The sequence below is a fragment of the Citreimonas salinaria genome, from assembly GCF_900107235.1.
GTDB lineage: Bacteria > Pseudomonadota > Alphaproteobacteria > Rhodobacterales > Rhodobacteraceae > Citreimonas > Citreimonas salinaria.
In genome coordinates, this window is sequence record NZ_FNPF01000002.1 from 57,254 (window position 1) to 74,515 (window position 17,262).

Below are 17,262 nucleotides of genomic sequence, written 5' to 3' on the forward strand. Positions count from 1 at the left end.
AACTCGTCTACCTTGTCCGCAGACCCGGAGAACGGGCGATCGAGGCAGTGAGCAGATCACCATGACGGAAATGGTCTATGGCGCGGTTCCCGCGCGCGATGTCGAACCCGTGCTGCCGAAATGGTGGCGCACGGTCGACCGGTGGAGCCTGTCGTGCGTCCTGATGCTGTTCAGCATCGGGCTGCTGCTGGGGCTGGCGGCCTCGCCGCCGCTGGCCGAGCGCAACGGTCTGGATCCTTTCTACTACGTGCAGCGGCAAGCTGTGTTCGGCGGCGCGGCTCTGGTGGCGATGCTGGTCACGTCGATGATGCGGCCGCAACTGGTGCGCCGGCTGGCAGTGATCGGCTTCGGCGCCGCGTTCATCGCGCTGGCGCTGCTGCCGTTCTTCGGCACAGATTTCGGCAAGGGTGCGGTGCGCTGGTACGGGATGGGCTTCGCCTCGGTGCAGCCGTCGGAATTTCTCAAGCCCGCCTTCGTCATCATGGCCGCCTGGCTGATGGCCGCGGCGCAGGATCTGGGCGGGCCTCCGGGGCGGCTTTACTCGTTCATCATCATGGTGCTGATCGTCGCGATGCTGGCGATGCAGCCCGATTTCGGGCAGGCTGCGCTGGTGCTGTTCGGCTGGTCGGTCATGTGGTTCGTCGGCGGTGCGTCGATGCTGCTGCTGATCGTGCTGGCGCTTATGGTCGTGCTGGCGGGCACCCTGGCCTACAACAATTCGGAACACTTCGCCCGCCGCATCGACGGCTTCCTGTCGCCCGACGTCGATCCGACCACGCAGTTGGGTTTCGCCACCAACGCCATCCGCGAGGGCGGTTTCTTCGGCGTCGGTGTGGGCGAGGGGCAGGTGAAATGGTCGCTGCCCGACGCGCATACCGACTTCATCATCGCGGTCGCGGCCGAGGAGTACGGCCTCGTGATGGTCGGCGTGATCATCGCGCTTTACGCCACCGTCGCGATCCGGTCGCTGGTGCGGCTGATGCGCGAGCGCGATCCCTTCATCCGGCTGGCGGGCACGGGGCTCGCCTGCATGTTCGCGGTGCAGGCGCTGATCAACATGGGCGTCGCCGTGCGGCTGCTGCCCGCCAAGGGCATGACGCTGCCCTTCGTCAGCTACGGCGGCTCGTCCCTGATCGCGGGAGGCATCGCGGTCGGCATGCTGCTGGCCTTCACGCGCAACCGCCCGCAGGGCGAGATCGGCGACATCCTGCGCGGACGCGTGCGGTGATCGCGGCGCGATCGGGCGCTTGCCCGTCATTCGGGACAATTCGGGCGGCGACCTGCCGGTCATCCTTGCGTCGATTGCCGCTCCGGGCGCGCTGCGTTAGGGCGGCGCGCATCGCAGGATACGGAGAAGAGTGATGGCGCAGGGCAGGCCCTTGCTCGTGATGGCTGCCGGCGGCACCGGCGGGCACATGTTTCCCGCCCAGGCCCTGGCCGAGGTCATGCTCGACCGCGGGTGGCGGGTGAAGCTGTCGACCGATGCGCGCGGTGCGCGCTACACCGGCGGCTTTCCCGACGCGGTCGAGATCGAGACCGTGGCCTCGGCCACCTTCGCGCGCGGCGGGGCCGCCGCCCGCGCGCTGGTGCCGCTGCGCATCGCGGGCGGGGCGCTGTCGGCCATGCGCGGATTCCGGCGCGACAGACCGGCGGTGGTGGTAGGCTTCGGTGGCTATCCGTCGATCCCGGCATTGTCGGCCGCCACGCTGATGAAGCTGCCGAGCATGATCCACGAACAGAACGGAGTGCTCGGCCGCGTGAACAGGATTTTCGCGCCGCGCGTCACCCGCGTCGCCTGCGGCACCTGGCCGACCGAGCTGCCCCCGGGCGTCTCGGCCGAGCACGTGGGAAACCCGGTGCGTGCAGCCGTGCTGGAGCGCGCCGCCGCACCCTACATCCCGCCGGGCGATTACCCGATGCAGATCCTCGTCATCGGCGGCAGCCAGGGCGCGCGCATCCTGTCGGACATGGTGCCGCCGGCTGTCGCGGCGCTGCCGCCGGCGCTGCTGCAGCACCTGCGCGTGTCCCAGCAGGCGCGCGAGGAGGACGTGGACCGGGTCCGCGACTTCTACGAGGCCCGCGGCATCGAGGCCGACATCCGCACCTTCTTCGACGACGTGCCCGCCCGGATGAGCGAGGCGCAGCTTGTAATCGCGCGATCCGGCGCGTCGACCGTGGCCGACCTGTCGGTGATCGGCCGGCCCTCGGTGCTGATCCCCTATGCCGCCGCCCTCCGCGACGAGCAGAGCGTGAACGCCCAGGGGCTGGTCGATGCGGGGGGCGCGATCCGGATTCCCGAAAGCCAGCTTTCGCCCGAGACCCTCGCCGATGCGATCCTTGCGGTGTTCGACAATCCGCGGGGCGCGGAACAGATGGCGCGGGCAGCGCTTGGTGTCGGGCGTCCCGACGCGGCCGCGCATCTTGCCGACCTGATAGAAAAACTGAAGAAAGGGGCAGGCAATGAAGGACCTGGTCAATGAGCGGGCGATCTGCATGACGGGGGCGACCAAGCTTCCGGTGAATGCCGGGCCGATCCATTTTGTGGGCATCGGCGGCATCGGCATGTCCGGCATCGCGGAAGTGCTGCTGAACCACGGCTACACGGTCCAAGGTTCGGACCTGAAGGCCAGCAAGATCACGCAGCGCCTGGTCGATCTGGGCGCGACCGTGTTCGAGGGCCAGCGCGCCGAAAACCTCGCCGGCGCGCAGGTCGTGGTGATCTCGTCCGCGATCAAGCCCGGCAACCCCGAGCTGGACGAGGCCCGCGCCCGCGGCCTGCCGGTGGTGCGCCGCGCCGAGATGCTGGCCGAGCTGATGCGCCTCAAATCGAACGTCGCGGTCGCCGGCACGCACGGCAAGACGACCACCACGACGATGGTGGCCACACTGCTGGAGCGCGGCGGCTTCGATCCGACGGTGATCAACGGCGGCATCATCCACGCCTACGGCAGCAACGCGCGGATGGGGCAGGGCGAGTGGATGGTGGTCGAGGCTGACGAGTCCGACGGCACCTTCAACCGCCTTCCCGCCACCATCGCCATCGTGACCAACATCGACCCCGAGCACATGGATCACTGGGGCAGCATCGAAAGGCTGCGGCAGGGCTTCTACGAGTTCGTGTCGAACATCCCGTTCTACGGCCTGGCCGTGTGCTGCACCGATCACGCCGAGGTGCAGGCGCTGGTGGGGCGCGTGACCGACCGCCGCGTGGTGACCTACGGATTCAACGCGCAGGCCGACGTGCGGGCGGTGAACCTGCGGTACGAGGCGGGCTCGGCACTGTTCGACGTGGCCTTCCGCGACACCGGCGAGACCGCGACCGGGTTCCGCCTGCCGATGCCTGGGGATCACAACGTCAGCAATGCGCTGTCGGCGATCGCGATCGCGCGGCACCTGGGCATGAGCGCCGAGGAGATCCGCGAGGCGCTGGCCGCGTTCGCGGGCGTCAACCGGCGCTTCACGAAGGTGGGCGAGGTGGACGGCGTGGTCATCATCGACGATTACGGGCATCACCCCGTCGAGATCGCGGCCGTGCTCAAGGCCGCGCGGCAGGCCACCGAAGGCCGCGTCATCGCGGTTCACCAGCCCCACCGATTCACCCGGCTGCACCACCATTTCGAGGAATTCTGCTCGTGTTTCAACGAGGCGGACGTGGTGGCCATCTCGGACGTCTACGCCGCCGGAGAGGACCCGATCGACGGGGCCACGCGTGACGACCTGGTGGCGGGCCTGGTGCGGCACGGCCACCGGCAGGCGCGGGCCCTGCGGGGGGAGGACGACCTGACCGCGCTGGTTCGAGAGGTCGCCCGGCCGGGCGACATGGTGGTCTGCCTGGGCGCGGGCACGATCAGCGCCTGGGCCAATGCCCTGCCCGAAAAGCTGCGCGCATGACGGGCGTCGGCGGGGTGTCCCACGGTGGGACATCTCGCCGCCCTAACGAAGTCAACGGCTTGCAGAGACGGATTCATGAATCGTCAACGATTGGCCCGGATCCCGGCGCCGCGCTTGCCCTTGGGCCGCGCGCCGCGTAGCACCCCGGCATGAGCGACCTTCCCACACCCCGCGGCCGCCTGAAGGCCGACCAGCCCCTCTCGGACCTGACATGGCTTCGTGTCGGCGGGCCGGCCGAATGGCTGTTCAAGCCCGAGGACGCGGACGATCTGGCCGGTTTCCTGCGCGACCTCGACCCCGCGATCCCGGTCTTTCCGATGGGGGTCGGGTCGAACCTGATCGTCCGCGACGGCGGCATCCGGGGCGTGGTGATCCGCATGGGGCGCGGCTTCAACGCGATCGAGATCGGGCAGGATGAGCAGGGGCGGGGCACCGTCACGGCCGGCGCGGCGGCACTGGACGCGCACGTGGCGCGCAAGGCGGCCGATGCCGGGCTGGATCTGACCTTCCTGCGCACGATCCCGGGCGCCATCGGCGGCGCGGTGCGGATGAACGCGGGCTGCTATGGCTCCTACGTGGCCGATCACCTGGTCGAGGCGCAGGCGGTCACGCGGGCGGGCGAGCAAGTGACGCTGACGCCCGACGACCTGCAATTCGCCTATCGCCACAGCACGCTGCCCGAGGGCTGGGTGATCACGCAGGCCACCTTTCGCGCCGAGGCGGGCGAGCCGGACGCGCTTCGGGCGAAGATGGACGAGCAGGTCGCGAGGCGCGACGAGTCGCAGCCGACGAAGGAGCGCACCGCCGGCTCGACCTTCCGGAACCCGGCCGGGTTTTCCTCGACCGGCAGGGCGGACGACACGCACGAGTTGAAGGCGTGGAAGGTCATCGACGACGCGGGCCTGCGCGGTGCCACGCGCGGCGCGGCGCAGATGAGCCCCAAGCACCCGAACTTCCTGGTGAACATGGGTGGCGCGAGCGCCGCCGACTTGGAAGGACTGGGCGAGGAGGTGCGAAAAAAGGTTTTCCAGCACAGCGGATTGACGCTAGAGTGGGAAGTGATCCGCATCGGTGATCCCGGTCCGGAGACACCAAATACAAACGGCGCGGCGAAGGCGTAAACGCACAACCACGCGCTGAACGATAAAAACAGGCCGCAACGAGCAGGTTGCACCGAACAAGACAAGGCGGACATGATTCGCCGATAATGACGGGGCGTAGACCCCGCTAACCGTGGCTGTCCCTGCAGGATGGCCCGAGGCAAAAAGGCGTGGGCATGTCGGGCAGGACATCCCTCAAGGTGGCGGTTCTCAAGGGCGGGCCCTCGGCCGAGCGCGAGGTGTCGCTGTCGTCGGGGCGCGAATGCGCCAAGGCGCTGCGCGAGGCCGGCCATGACGTGACCGAGATCGACGCGGGCCCGGACCTAGCCGCGCGGCTGGCCGAGCTGCGCCCCGACGTGGCGTTCAACGCGCTGCACGGCCGGCGGGGCGAGGATGGCGTGGTCCAGGGTCTGCTGGAATGGCTGCGCATCCCCTACACGCATTCGGGCGTGCTCGCCTCGGCGCTGGCGATGGACAAGGCGCGCACCAAGGACATCTACCGCGCCGCCGGCCTGCCGGTGGTCGATCACGTGATCGCCGCGCGCGACGCGGTGCGCGAGGGCCACGTGATGGACCCGCCCTACGTGGTGAAGCCCAACAACGAAGGTTCGTCCGTCGGCGTCTACCTGGTGCGCGAGGCGTCCGACGGGCCGCCCGCGCTGGCCGACACGATGCCCGACACCGTCATGGTCGAGGCCTTCGTGCCCGGCCGCGAGCTGACGACCACGGTGATGGGCGCCTCGGACGGCCAGCCCGCACGCGCGCTGGGGGTCACGGACATCCTGACCGACGGCTGGTACGATTACGACGCCAAGTATGCCGAGGGCGGCTCGCGCCATGTCTGTCCGGCCGAGATTCCCGCCGACATCGCCGCCCTGTGCGAGGCGCATGCCATCGCCGCCCACGAAGCCCTGGGCTGCCGCGGCGTGACGCGCACCGATTTCCGCTGGGACGAGACGCGCGGGCGCGAGGGCCTGGTGCTGCTGGAGACGAACACCCAGCCGGGGATGACTCCGACCTCGCTGTCGCCGGAACAGGCGCGGCACGCCGGGCTGTCGTTTTCCGCGTTCTGCGACTGGATGGTGAGGGACGCGTCATGCGATCGCTGAGGCGCGACCGGTTCGACCCGGCGCCGACGGTGTGGCGCTACCGGCTGGAACGGCTGATGCTGACGCCGCTGTTCCGGGTCACGCTGCGGGTGGGGCTGCCCTTCGCGCTGGTCTTCAGCGCGGCCAGCCTGTGGGTCTCGGTCCCCGAGAACCGCGCGGCCGTCTCGCTGATGGTGGCCGACCTGCGCGCCCAGATCGAAAGCCGGCCGGAATTGCAGGTCAAGCTGATGGCGATCGACGGCGCCACCGATGCCGTGGCCGAGGAGATCCGCGCCACGCTGTCGCTGGACCTGCCGGTCAGTTCGCTCGAGATGGACATGGCGCGCCTGCACGCGATGGTCGAGGCGATGGACCCTGTCCAGAAGGCCGAGCTGCGCATCCGCCAGGGCGGCGTGCTGCAGGTCGACATCGTCGAGCGGGTGCCGGCGATCCTGTGGCGCAGCGAGGACAAGCTGGAGCTGCTGGACGTGGGCGGCGCGCGCGTCGGCCCCGCCGGGCCGCGCCATCTTTATCCCGACCTTCCGGTGATCGCGGGCGAGGGCGCCAAGGCGCACGTCGCCGAGGCGCTGGATCTGTACGCCACGATCGGCCCGCTCAAGCCGCGCCTGCGCGGGTTCGAGCGGATGGGCGACCGGCGCTGGGACGTGGTGCTGGATCGCGGGCAGCGCATCCTGCTGCCGGACAGCGGCGCGCAGCGCGCGCTGGAACGCGCCATCGCCATGGACCAGGCCGAGCGCGTTCTCGCGCAGGAGGTCGTCGCCATCGACCTGCGGCTGGGCCGCCGCCCGACGCTGCGGCTGACGCCGCCGGCGGCGCTGACGCTGTGGCAGGTGAAACAAGAACAAGCCGAAAAAGGGGCACAGGAATGATCGAGCTCTACGAATCCCAGCGCGCCATGCGCAACATGCGGCGCGCGGCGATGCAGCGGGGGGTGGTGGCGATCCTCGACGTGGGCTCTTCCAAGATCGCGTGCCTGGTGCTGCGCTTCGACGGGTCGGAACCGATCAGCGACGACGGGATCGGCTCGCTGGCGGGGCAGAGCGGCTTCCGGGTGATCGGGGCGGCAACCACGCGGTCGCGCGGGGTGCGCTTCGGCGAGATCAGGACCATGGCCGAGACCGAGCGCGCGATCCGCACCGCGGTGCAGGCGGCGCAGAAGATGGCCGGCATCCGGGTCGATCACGTGATCGCCTGCTTCTCGGGCGCCGAGCCGCGCAGCTACGGACTGGCGGGCGAGGTCGACGTGGCGGCATCGACGGTGGACGAGCAGGACGTGGCGCGCGTGCTGTCGGCCTGCGACATGCCCGATTTCGGGCACGGCCGCGAGGTGCTGCACGCCCAGCCGGTGAACTTCGCACTGGACCACCGCAGCGGGCTTTCCGACCCGCGCGGGCAGATCGGCAACCGCCTCAGCTGCGACATGCACATGCTGACGGTCGAGGCGCAGACGATCCAGAACCTCGCGCATTGCGTCAAGCGCTGCGACCTGGAACTGGCCGGCGTCGCCTCGTCGGCTTACGCCTCCGGCATCTCGGCGCTGGTCGAGGACGAGCAGGAGCTGGGCTCGGCCTGCATCGACATGGGCGGCGGGGCCACGGGCGTGTCGATCTTCATCAAGAAGCACATGATCTACGCCGATAGCGTGCGCATGGGCGGCGACCACGTGACCAGCGACATTTCCATGGGCCTGCAGGTGCCGATGGCCACCGCCGAGCGGATCAAGACATTCTACGGCGGCGTCGTCGCCACCGGCATGGACGACCGCGAGATGATCGAGACCGGCGGCGAGACCGGCGACTGGGAGCACGACCGCCGCACCGTGAGCCGGACCGAGCTGATCGGCATCATGCGCCCGCGGGTCGAGGAGATCCTCGAGGAGGTCCGCTCGCGCCTCGATGCGGCGGATTTCGACCACCTGCCGGCGCGCCAGATCGTGCTGACGGGCGGGGCAAGCCAGATCCCCGGCCTCGACGGGCTGGCGGCCAAGATCCTGGGCCAGCAGGTGCGCCTGGGCCGGCCGCTGCGGGTGCACGGGTTGCCGCAGGCCGCCACCGGGCCCGGTTTCGCCAGCGCCGTGGGTCTGTGCCTGTTCGCGGCGCATCCGCAGGACGAATGGTGGGACTTCGAATTGCCCGCCGACCGCTACCCCGCGCGGTCGCTGCGCCGGGCGGTGAAGTGGTTCCGCGAGAACTGGTGACCGCAAGATGTACACAACTCGGCAAAAGAACGCGTATTCGGGCCACTTTTCGGCCAGATTTGGTATAAGTTTTGTGTTTTTTGAGTGACTATCGGCGCTTCGGGCTGTAAGGATGGCCCTTAAAGGCAAAGGGATCGGCCGAACCAAGGGCCGGCCAAGACACAGGCGGACGGATCCATGACACTGAACCTTTCCATGCCCGGCAACGAAGAGCTCAAGCCACGGATCACCGTGTTCGGCGTGGGCGGAGCGGGTGGCAACGCCGTCGACAACATGATCGAGAAGCTTCTCGACGGCGTCGATTTCGTGGTGGCCAACACCGACGCGCAGGCGCTGAGCAACAGCCAGAGCCAGTCGCGCATCCAGCTTGGCGTCAAGGTGACCGAGGGGCTGGGCGCGGGCGCGCGTCCCACCGTCGGCGCCGCGGCGGCCGAGGAAAGCATCGAGCAGATCGTCGATCACCTGGCCGGCGCGCACATGTGCTTCATCACCGCCGGCATGGGCGGTGGCACCGGCACGGGGGCGGCCCCGATCATCGCGCAGGCCGCGCGCGAGCTGGGCGTGCTGACCGTGGGCGTGGTGACCAAGCCCTTCCAGTTCGAGGGCGCCAAGCGCATGAAGCAGGCCGAGGCCGGCATCGAGGCGCTGCAGAAGGTGGTCGACACGCTGATCATCATCCCCAACCAGAACCTGTTCCGGCTGGCGAACGAGCGCACCACCTTCACCGAGGCGTTCAGCATGGCCGACGACGTGCTGTACCAGGGCGTCAAGGGCGTGACCGACCTGATGGTCCGTCCGGGCCTGATCAACCTCGACTTCGCCGACGTGCGCGCGGTGATGGACGAGATGGGCAAGGCGATGATGGGCACCGGCGAGGCCGAGGGCGAAGAGCGCGCGGTTCAGGCCGCCGAGAAGGCCATCGCCAACCCGCTGCTGGACGAGATCAGCCTACGCGGCGCCAAGGGCGTTCTCATCAACATCACCGGCGGCAGCGATCTGACGCTGTTCGAGCTGGACGAGGCGGCCAACCGCATCCGCGACGAGGTCGATCCCGACGCCAACATCATCGTGGGCAGCACGCTCGACGACAGCATGCAGGGCATGATGCGCGTCTCGGTCGTGGCCACGGGCATCGACGCGTCGGAAGACGTGGGCGAGACCCCGGTGCCGCGCCGCCGCATGGCGCAGCCGCTGCCCGGCGCGACGGTGGAGGAGCAACCCGCCCCCGCAGCGGCGGCCGAGCCCGCCCCCGCCTACAAGCCCGCCGCCCGCTTCGAGGACGAGGAGCCGTCGCTGTTCGAGGGCTTCGAGCCCGAGGCCGCCAGCGCGCAGCCCGATTTCGACTCCTTCGGCGAGGAAACCCACGCCGGCCACGCCTCGGACGAGGACGCGCTGCCCGAGCCGGTCTACCAGCCGCGCCGCCAGTCCGCCCCCGCGCCCGCGATGGAGCCCGAGCCCGAGAACTTCGTGGCGCCCCGCGCCGCCGCGCCCGGAACGCCGTCGCCCGAGACGATGGCGCGCCTGCGCGAAGCGACCCAGCGCGGCCGTCCCGAGGCCTCGCCGCGCCCCGATGCGGCGCGCCCGCAGCCCGTGCGCCGCATCGGGGCGCATCAGACCGAACAGCCCGAGCCCGCCGAGCGCGGTTCGCGCTTCAGCGTCAACTCGCTGATCGGCCGGATGACCGGGCACGGCAACGGTCAGGGTCACGCGCAGCACGGCCATGCTCAGCAGCACGGCCACGGCCACGGCGACGTCCCGCCGCAGCCGGCGCGCCGCAGCCAGCCGCCGGTCCAGGCCCAGCGGCCGGCCGCAGCACCCGCCCCGGCGCCCCGGCAGGAACACGATCCCGAGCAGGAAAAGATCGACATCCCGGCCTTCCTGCGACGCCAGGCCAACTGACCCGGCTCACGCTTGATGGATCGGCGCCCTTCTTCGGAAGGGCGCATTTTTCTTTGTTTTCAGGGGCTTGCGCGCCGGAGGACGGGGATCGGCAGGGCGGCGCCCATCGCCGCGTCGGGATGTTTCACTTGGTTGCAATGTTTGATTTGAGCCCCGGCCGCCGCTTCCGTATCTCCGGCACAGGTCATGCTAGGGATCGCGCCGACAGTGCGCGCCGGCGTGTTCCGGGGGAAGAAACCGAGGACAGACGATGCAGACGACGATCCGATCCGCCGCGACCTTCACGGGCACGGGCCTCCATTCGGGGCGGCCCGCATCGGTCGTGCTGCGTGCGGCCCCCGCCGGCCACGGAATCGTCTTCCGCCGCACCGACATCGCGCTGGGCGACACGCGGGTTCCGGCGTGCTGGGACTTGGTGGACCAGTCGCCGCTGTGCACGCGCATCGTCAACCGCGCCGGCGTCTCGGTCTCGACGATCGAGCACCTGATGGCCGCGCTGGCCGGCTGCGGCGTCCACAACGCCCTCGTCGAGATCGACGGCCCCGAGGTCCCCATCCTCGACGGGTCGAGCGCGCCCTTCGTGCGCGGCATCCTGGCGAGCGGCGTCCGTCGCCTCGCGCAGCCGATCGACGTGATCGAGATCCTGTCCCCGGTGACGGTCGAGACCGCGTCGGGCTGGGCGCGGCTGTCGCCGTCCGAGGGCATGACCATGGCCTTCCACATCGATTTCGCCGACGTGGCGATCGGCCGGCAGACCCGCCGGATCGACCTCGCCAACGGGGCCTTCGTGCGCGAGCTGTGCGACAGCCGCACCTTCTGCCGCCGCGCCGAGGTCGAGGCGATGCAGGCCAATGGCCTGGCGCTCGGCGGCATCGCGGGAGAGAACGCGGTGGTCTTCGACGGCGCGCAGGTGGAAAGCGGCGCGGGCCTGCGCCACGCGGACGAGCCGGTGCGCCACAAGATGCTGGACGCGCTGGGCGACCTGTCGCTGGCCGGCGCGCCGATCCTGGGGCATTACGACGGCCACAAGGCCGGCCACGCGATGACCAACGCGCTGCTGCGCCGGCTGTTCGACACGCCGCGTGCCTGGCGGATGCGTCCCTGCGACGCGGCGACCGCGGCCCGGCTGCCCGGCGCGGGCGTCGGTCAGGACGCGATCCCCGCCGTCGCCTGAGGCGCGCGGCGAAATCCCTCCAAAGGCGTTTTGCACCGGATTTTTCTGTGCTAGAGCCAGAGCCGAGGGCCGCCTTGCGGCCGGCAGGGTAACAGCGGGACGGACAGGCATGGCAGCGGGCAGATCGCGCAGCACGTGGATCGTGGCAGCCCTTGCGACGCTCGCCGTCGCGGGGTGCGACGAACTTCAGGATCGTGAGACCGGGCCCGGTGGCGCGCCGCTCGAGACCTTCACCGCGCAACAGATCTTCGAGCGCGGCGAGTACGAGCTTGCGCAGAAGGACGAGGAGGACGCCGCGTTCTACTTCTCGGAAGTCGAGCGGCTTTACCCGTATTCCGAACTGGCCAAGCGCGCGCTGATCATGCAGGCCTATGCCCATCACGAGGACCGCGCCTACGAGGAAAGCCGTTCGGCCGCGCAGCGCTACATCGATTTCTATCCCGCCGATGACGACGCCGCCTATGCGCAGTACCTGCTGGCGCTCAGCTACTACGACCAGATCGAGGAGGTGGGCCGCGACCAGGGGCTGACCTTCCAGGCGCTGCAATCGCTGCGCGCGGTGATCGAGCGCTATCCCGACAGCGAATACGCACGCTCGGCGATGCTGAAATTCGACCTCGCCTTCGACCACCTGGCGGGCAAGGAGATGGAGGTCGGGCGCTACTACCTCAAGGGCAAGCACTACGGCGCGGCGATCAACCGCTTCCGCACCGTGGTCGAGGATTTCCAGACCACCACCCACACCCCCGAGGCGCTGCACCGGCTGGTGGAAGGCTACCTGTCGCTGGGCCTCGTCGAAGAGGCGCAGACGGCTGGTGCGATCCTCGGCTACAACTACCAGTCGAGCGAGTGGTACGAGGCCAGCTATGCCCTGTTGACGGGGCAGGGGCTCGAGCCGCGGGTTTTCGAAGGCTCGTGGCTGGGCGCGATCTACCGGCAGACGATCCGGGGCGAATGGCTGTGAGGCGCGGGATCGTGCATTGCGTGAACCTTGGGCGGCGGGGCCTGGCGGCCCGGCCGGCATCGGGACATGCTGCGCGCGCTTGAAATCCGGGACATGCTGATCATTGACCGGCTGGAGCTTGCCTTCCGGCCCGGTCTCAACGTGCTGACCGGCGAGACGGGCGCGGGCAAGTCGATCCTGCTCGACTCCCTGGGCTTCGTGCTGGGCTGGCGCGGTCGCGCCGACCTGGTGCGCCAGGGCGCCGATCAGGGCGAGGTGACGGCGGTCTTCGACCTTTCCCCCGGCCACGCCGCGCGCGCCGTGCTGGCGGATGCCGGCCTGCCCGAGGCCGACGAGCTGATCCTGCGCCGCGTCAACACCGCCGACGGACGCAAGACCGGCTGGGTCAACGACCGCCGCGCCTCGGGCGAGGTGCTGCGACGGCTGTCGGACACTTTGGTCGAATTGCACGGCCAGCACGACGACCGGGGCCTGCTGGACCCGCGCGGCCACCGCGCGATCCTCGACCTTTACGGCGATCTCGACGACGCGCTGCGGGCTACCCGCGCGGCGTGGCGCGCGCGCTCGGATGCGCGGCGCGCGCTGGACGAGGCCGAGGCGCAACTGGCCGCCGTGCGCGAGGAAGAGGATTTCCTGCGCCACGCGGTGGCCGAGCTGGAAAAGCTCGCCCCCGAGGCCGGCGAGGAGGACGCGCTGGACGCCCGCCGCCGCGCCATGCAGGCCGCCGAGAAGATCCGCGAGGACATCGCCCGCGCCGGTCAGGCGCTTGGCCCCGACGGGGCCGAGGGCGCGATGGCAGACGCGCTACGCTGGCTGGACGGGGCCGCCGACCGCGCCGACGGCCGGCTGGACGAGCCCGTCGCGGCGCTGGCCCGCGCGATGTCGGAACTGGACGAGGCCGCGCGCGGCGTCGCCGATTGCCTCGACGCGCTGGAATTCGATCCCTCCGAGCTGGAGGACACCGAGGAGCGGCTGTTCGCGATCCGCGGGCTGGCGCGCAAGCACCACGTTCTGGCCGACGAGCTGCCCGAGCTGGCGACGACCCTGTCGGAACGCCTCGCCGCGCTCGACGCGGGCGAGGCGCGGCTGGGCGCGCTGCGCCGGGGCGTGAGCGAGGCGGACGCCGCCTACGACGCCGCGGCCGAAGCGCTGGGAGAGGCGCGCGCCGCCGCCGCGACGCGGCTGGACCGCGCCGTGTCGGCGGAACTGGCGCCGCTGAAGATGGACCGCGCGGTCTTCACCACGCGGCTGGAACCCGCCACGCCGGGCCCCGAGGGGCGCGAGAGCGTCACCTTCACGGTGGCGACCAACCCCGGCGCGCCGGCCGGGCCGCTGAACAAGATCGCGTCGGGGGGCGAGCTGTCGCGCTTCCTCCTAGCGCTGAAGGTGTGCCTGAGCCAGGAACGCGACGCCGGGGTTACGATGATCTTCGACGAGATCGACCGCGGCGTGGGTGGTGCGACCGCCGACGCGGTGGGGCGCCGGCTGCAGGCGCTGGCCGGCGACGGGCAGGTGCTGGTGGTCACGCATTCGCCGCAGGTGGCCGCGCTTGGGGCGCATCACTGGCGGGTCGAGAAGCGGGTCGACGGAGAGGTTACGACCTCGACCGTGGTGCCGCTGGGAACCCCCGACCGCGAGGGCGAGATCGCGCGCATGCTGTCGGGCGACACCGTCACCGACGAGGCCCGCGCCGCGGCGCGCAAGCTGCTGGCTGGGTAAACCCTTCGGGCAGGTGCCGCGCCTCCGGCGGGTATGTTTCCGAACAGAAGAAGCGGGGCTGCGCGGGCGGCGTCAGGCGTCCGGCACCAGCTTGCCGGGGTTGAGCAGGTTCATCGGGTCGAGCGCCTGCTTCAAGCTGCCCATGATGGTCCAGCCGTGCCCGTGCTCGGCCTGCATGTAGCGCCGCTTGCCGATCCCCACGCCGTGCTCGCCCGTGCAGGTGCCGCCCAGCCGCAGGGCGCGTTCGGCCATACGGTGCGACAGGGCGAGTGCCGCGTCGCGCTCGGCCGGCTGGTCGGGGTCGATCAGCAGGATCGCGTGGAAGTTGCCGTCGCCGACGTGGCCCAAGATCGGGCCGGGGATCGGGCTGGCGGCGATGTCGGCCTGCGTCTCCTCGACCGCCGTGGCCAGCCGCGAGATCGGCACGCAGATGTCGGTGACCACCGCGCGCGCGCCGGGCCGCAGGGCCAGCACCGCGTAGTATGCGTTGTGCCGCATCGCCCACAGGGCATTGCGTTCCTCGGGGCGCGAGGACCACTCGAAAGCCGATCCGCCGTGGTCGGCGACGATCTCGGCGAAGCGGGCGGCGTCCTGCGCCACGCCGTCGGGACTGCCGTGGAATTCGACCAGCAGGTGCGGCGCCTCGGCCATGTCCATGCCGGCATAGGCGTTGAAGGCGCGCGCGGTGGCGGCGTCGACGAACTCGATCCGCGCCATCGGCAGGCCCATCTGGATCGTGTCGATCACCGCGTTCACCGCGTCCTCGATCCGGGGGAAAGCGCAGATGCCGGCGCTGGTCGCCTCGGGGATGCCGTGCAGCTTCAGCGTCAGTTCCGTCACCAGCCCCAGCGTGCCCTCCGAGCCGATCATCAGCGCGGTCAGGTCGTAGCCTGCGGCGGTCTTGCGCGCGCGCGACCCGGTGCGGATCGTGCGGCCGTCGGCCAGCACCACCTGCATGCCCAGCACGTTGTCGCGCATCGAGCCGTAGCGCACCGTCGTGGTCCCCGACGCGCGTGTCATCGCCATCCCGCCCAGCGAGGCATTGGCGCCGGGATCGACGGGGAAGAACAGGCCGGTGGCGCGCAGTTCCTCGTTCAGGGCCTGGCGCGTGACGCCGGGCTGCACGGTCACGTCCATGTCGGCGGGGCGGATTTCCAGCACCTTGTTCATGCGCGAGAAGTCAACGACGATACCGCCAGACACCGCCAGCCCGTGCCCTTCGAGCGAGGTGCCGGCGCCCCAGCCGATCACGGGGCAGCGGTGATCGGCGCAGATCTGCATGATCCGGGCGACTTCCTCGGCCGTTTCGGGGTAGGCGACCGCTTCGGGCGGGCAGGTGGGGAAATGGGATTCGGAGCGGCCGTGCTGTTCCAGATCGGACTTGGCTCGGCTCAGCCGTTCGCCTAGGACTTGGCCGAGCGCCCGGGCCGCGTGAGGAACTAGCATGTCATGACTCCGGTGGTACTTCGCGTCAGCTTACCCGGTGCGGGCTGGGGTGCAAAGTCACGCAAAACGGCTAGGGCGGGATGCTGAGTCTTCTCGGCCACCAGGTGCGGCAGGCGGCCGAGCAATGCGGCCGCGGCTGGCAATTGCTGCGCACGGAAGGGCCGGGACAGATCCAGTTCTGGTTCATCGCATTGCTGGTGGGCATCGCGGCGGGTTTCGCCGCGATCCTGTTCCGCGGCGCGATCGAGCTGCTCCAGACCACCGTCTATGGCACCCCCGACGTGGGCACGCTGCACAGCTATGCCGCGACGCTGCCGTGGTACTGGATCCTGGCGGTGCCGGCGCTGGGAGGCATCGCGGTGGGGCTGATCGTGCACTTCTTCACCCCCGACGGGCGGGTGCGGGCGGTCGCCGACGTGGTCGAGGGTGCCGCGCTGAACGACGGGCGTGTCGACAACCGCGCCGGGCTGGCCTCGGCCGCGTGTTCCTGGATCACGCTGTCGACGGGCGGGTCCACGGGGCGCGAGGGGCCGGTGGTGCACATCGCCGCGATGATATCGACCTGGGTGGCCAACACGCTGCGCGTCGACGGCGTGACCGGGCGCGACCTGCTGGGATGCGCGGTGGCGGCGGCGGTCTCGGCCAGCTTCAATGCGCCGATCGCCGGCGCGCTCTTCGCGCTCGAGGTCATCCTGCGGCATTTCGCGCTGCACGCCTTCGCGCCGATCGTGGTGGCGAGCGCGGCCGGCACGGTCATCAACCGCCTGACCTACGGCGACGTGACCGAGTTCGTGCTGCCCGGCACCACCACGGTCGAGTTCTACCTCGAACTGCCGGCCTTCTTCCTGCTGGGGCTGGTCTGCGGACTGGTCGCGGTGGTCACCATGCGCGCGATCTTCTGGGCCGACGACACCGGCACCGTGGTCCAGCGCCGCCTGTCGATGCCCTACTGGCTGCGCCCGGCGCTGGCGGGGCTGATCCTCGGCGCCATCGCCATCGCCTTTCCGCACATAATGGGCGTCGGCTACGAGACCACGTCGCGCGCGCTGACCGGCGACCTTCTGCTGCACGAGGCGATCGTCTTCACCATCGTCAAGGTTGCCGCTGTGGCCATCACCATGGCCGGCCGGATGGGCGGCGGCGTGTTCTCGCCCTCGCTGATGATCGGGGCGCTGACGGGGCTGGCCTTCGGGCACATCGCCACCGGCGTTTTCCCCGAGGTGTCTTCGGTCTTCACCCTCTACGCGCTGGCGGGCATGGGCGCGGTGGCCGCCGCCGTGCTGGGCGCGCCGATCTCGACCACGCTGATCGTGTTTGAACTGACCGGCGACTGGCAGACGGGTTTGGCGGTCATGGTGTCGGTGTCGATGTCGACGGCGCTGGCCTCGCGGCTGGTGAACCGCAGCTTCTTCCTGACCCAGTTGATGCGGCGCAATGTGCACCTGGCGGCGGGGCCGCAGGCCTATCTGCTTGCGATGTTCCGGGTTCAGGGCGTCATGCGGCGGCCCGACCATCCGAACGCCGCCGACGAGGAGGCGCTGCACCGGATGATCGAGCAGGGGCTTTACATCCAAGCCGAGGCGACGCTGGAAACCGCGCTGCCGCGCTTCGAGAAGTCGGGCGTGGCATACATGCCGGTCGTCACGCTGGACGGCGAGGACGGCGCGCCGGTGCTGCAGGGCGCGCTGTTCCACGTGGACGCGCTGAAGGCCTACAACCGCGCGCTGGCCGCCACCGCCAAGGAAGAACACAGCTGAGGCGAG

The 17,262-nt window shown here is 70.2% G+C and carries 13 protein-coding genes; 12 read left to right on the forward strand and 1 reads right to left on the reverse strand.

Features of this window, described 5'->3' with window-relative positions; translation table 11 throughout:
* The first annotated feature begins 61 nt into the window (after positions 1-61).
* The 11 genes from ftsW to recN all read left to right on the forward strand — a co-directional run bounded on the left by ftsW (position 62) and on the right by recN (position 14,053).
* Entirely contained in the window at positions 62-1,228 is a 1,167-nt protein-coding gene (gene ftsW, locus BLW27_RS02740) for a putative lipid II flippase FtsW (RefSeq protein ID WP_089878911.1), read from the forward strand.
* A gap of 133 nt (positions 1,229-1,361) precedes the next feature.
* Positions 1,362-2,480, forward strand: coding sequence for a UDP-N-acetylglucosamine--N-acetylmuramyl-(pentapeptide) pyrophosphoryl-undecaprenol N-acetylglucosamine transferase (locus BLW27_RS02745; RefSeq protein WP_089878914.1), 1,119 nt, complete (start codon positions 1,362-1,364; stop codon positions 2,478-2,480).
* Between the two features lie 13 nt (positions 2,481-2,493).
* Complete coding sequence (gene murC, locus BLW27_RS02750) at positions 2,494-3,891, forward strand: UDP-N-acetylmuramate--L-alanine ligase (RefSeq protein WP_089879702.1); 1,398 nt, start codon at positions 2,494-2,496, stop codon at positions 3,889-3,891.
* Positions 3,892-4,040: 149 nt separating this feature from the next.
* Positions 4,041-5,012 carry a UDP-N-acetylmuramate dehydrogenase gene (murB, locus tag BLW27_RS02755; protein ID WP_089878917.1) on the forward strand — a complete coding sequence of 324 codons (972 nt, stop codon included), beginning with the start codon at positions 4,041-4,043 and terminating at the stop codon, positions 5,010-5,012.
* A 155-nt stretch (positions 5,013-5,167) separates the two neighbouring features.
* Positions 5,168-6,100: a D-alanine--D-alanine ligase gene (locus tag BLW27_RS02760; RefSeq protein WP_089878920.1), complete on the forward strand. Its 933-nt coding sequence runs from the start codon at positions 5,168-5,170 to the stop codon at positions 6,098-6,100.
* Positions 6,088-6,969: a cell division protein FtsQ/DivIB gene (locus BLW27_RS02765; protein ID WP_089878922.1), complete on the forward strand. Its 882-nt coding sequence runs from the start codon at positions 6,088-6,090 to the stop codon at positions 6,967-6,969. The genes BLW27_RS02760 and BLW27_RS02765 overlap by 13 nt, the downstream gene beginning before the upstream one ends.
* Entirely contained in the window at positions 6,966-8,297 is a 1,332-nt protein-coding gene (ftsA, locus tag BLW27_RS02770; RefSeq protein WP_089878925.1) for a cell division protein FtsA, read from the forward strand. Before BLW27_RS02765 ends, ftsA begins: the two co-directional genes overlap by 4 nt.
* Positions 8,298-8,474: 177 nt before the next feature.
* Complete coding sequence (gene ftsZ, locus BLW27_RS02775) at positions 8,475-10,196, forward strand: cell division protein FtsZ (protein WP_089878928.1); 1,722 nt, start codon at positions 8,475-8,477, stop codon at positions 10,194-10,196.
* 250 nt (positions 10,197-10,446) lie between these two features.
* Entirely contained in the window at positions 10,447-11,370 is a 924-nt protein-coding gene (gene lpxC / locus BLW27_RS02780; protein ID WP_089878931.1) for a UDP-3-O-acyl-N-acetylglucosamine deacetylase, read from the forward strand.
* A gap of 109 nt (positions 11,371-11,479) precedes the next feature.
* Complete coding sequence (locus BLW27_RS02785) at positions 11,480-12,334, forward strand: outer membrane protein assembly factor BamD (protein WP_089878934.1); 855 nt, start codon at positions 11,480-11,482, stop codon at positions 12,332-12,334.
* Between the two features lie 66 nt (positions 12,335-12,400).
* Positions 12,401-14,053 (forward strand): DNA repair protein RecN, encoded by a 1,653-nt coding sequence (gene recN / locus BLW27_RS02790; protein ID WP_089878936.1) that lies wholly within the window; start codon positions 12,401-12,403, stop codon positions 14,051-14,053.
* A 72-nt stretch (positions 14,054-14,125) separates the two neighbouring features.
* Here recN and BLW27_RS02795 read toward each other — a convergent pair whose 3' ends face one another.
* On the reverse strand, positions 14,126-15,499 hold the full coding sequence (locus tag BLW27_RS02795; RefSeq protein WP_089878939.1) for an FAD-binding oxidoreductase: 1,374 nt from the start codon (positions 15,497-15,499) through the stop codon (positions 14,126-14,128).
* 80 nt (positions 15,500-15,579) lie between these two features.
* Between BLW27_RS02795 and BLW27_RS02800 the strand changes: the two genes are divergently transcribed.
* The gene (locus BLW27_RS02800) at positions 15,580-17,256 is read left to right on the forward strand and encodes a chloride channel protein (RefSeq protein ID WP_089878942.1); all 1,677 of its coding nucleotides are present in this window, start codon (positions 15,580-15,582) and stop codon (positions 17,254-17,256) included.
* Positions 17,257-17,262 lie beyond the last annotated feature (6 nt).

What these genes read in the sequence shown, in the direction of transcription:
- ftsZ (WP_089878928.1), top strand. Translation starts at nt 8,475, where the DNA reads ATGACACTGAACCTTTCCATGCCCGGCAACGAAGAGCTCAAGCCACGG.
- ftsA (WP_089878925.1), top strand. Translation starts at nt 6,966, where the DNA reads ATGATCGAGCTCTACGAATCCCAGCGCGCCATGCGCAACATGCGGCGC.
- BLW27_RS02795 (WP_089878939.1), bottom strand. Translation starts at nt 15,499, where the DNA reads ATGCTAGTTCCTCACGCGGCCCGGGCGCTCGGCCAAGTCCTAGGCGAA.
- murB (WP_089878917.1), top strand. Translation starts at nt 4,041, where the DNA reads ATGAGCGACCTTCCCACACCCCGCGGCCGCCTGAAGGCCGACCAGCCC.
- lpxC (WP_089878931.1), top strand. Translation starts at nt 10,447, where the DNA reads ATGCAGACGACGATCCGATCCGCCGCGACCTTCACGGGCACGGGCCTC.
- recN (WP_089878936.1), top strand. Translation starts at nt 12,401, where the DNA reads ATGCTGCGCGCGCTTGAAATCCGGGACATGCTGATCATTGACCGGCTG.
- BLW27_RS02745 (WP_089878914.1), top strand. Translation starts at nt 1,362, where the DNA reads ATGGCGCAGGGCAGGCCCTTGCTCGTGATGGCTGCCGGCGGCACCGGC.
- BLW27_RS02760 (WP_089878920.1), top strand. Translation starts at nt 5,168, where the DNA reads ATGTCGGGCAGGACATCCCTCAAGGTGGCGGTTCTCAAGGGCGGGCCC.
- BLW27_RS02765 (WP_089878922.1), top strand. Translation starts at nt 6,088, where the DNA reads ATGCGATCGCTGAGGCGCGACCGGTTCGACCCGGCGCCGACGGTGTGG.
- ftsW (WP_089878911.1), top strand. Translation starts at nt 62, where the DNA reads ATGACGGAAATGGTCTATGGCGCGGTTCCCGCGCGCGATGTCGAACCC.
- BLW27_RS02785 (WP_089878934.1), top strand. Translation starts at nt 11,480, where the DNA reads ATGGCAGCGGGCAGATCGCGCAGCACGTGGATCGTGGCAGCCCTTGCG.
- murC (WP_089879702.1), top strand. Translation starts at nt 2,494, where the DNA reads ATGACGGGGGCGACCAAGCTTCCGGTGAATGCCGGGCCGATCCATTTT.
- BLW27_RS02800 (WP_089878942.1), top strand. Translation starts at nt 15,580, where the DNA reads ATGCTGAGTCTTCTCGGCCACCAGGTGCGGCAGGCGGCCGAGCAATGC.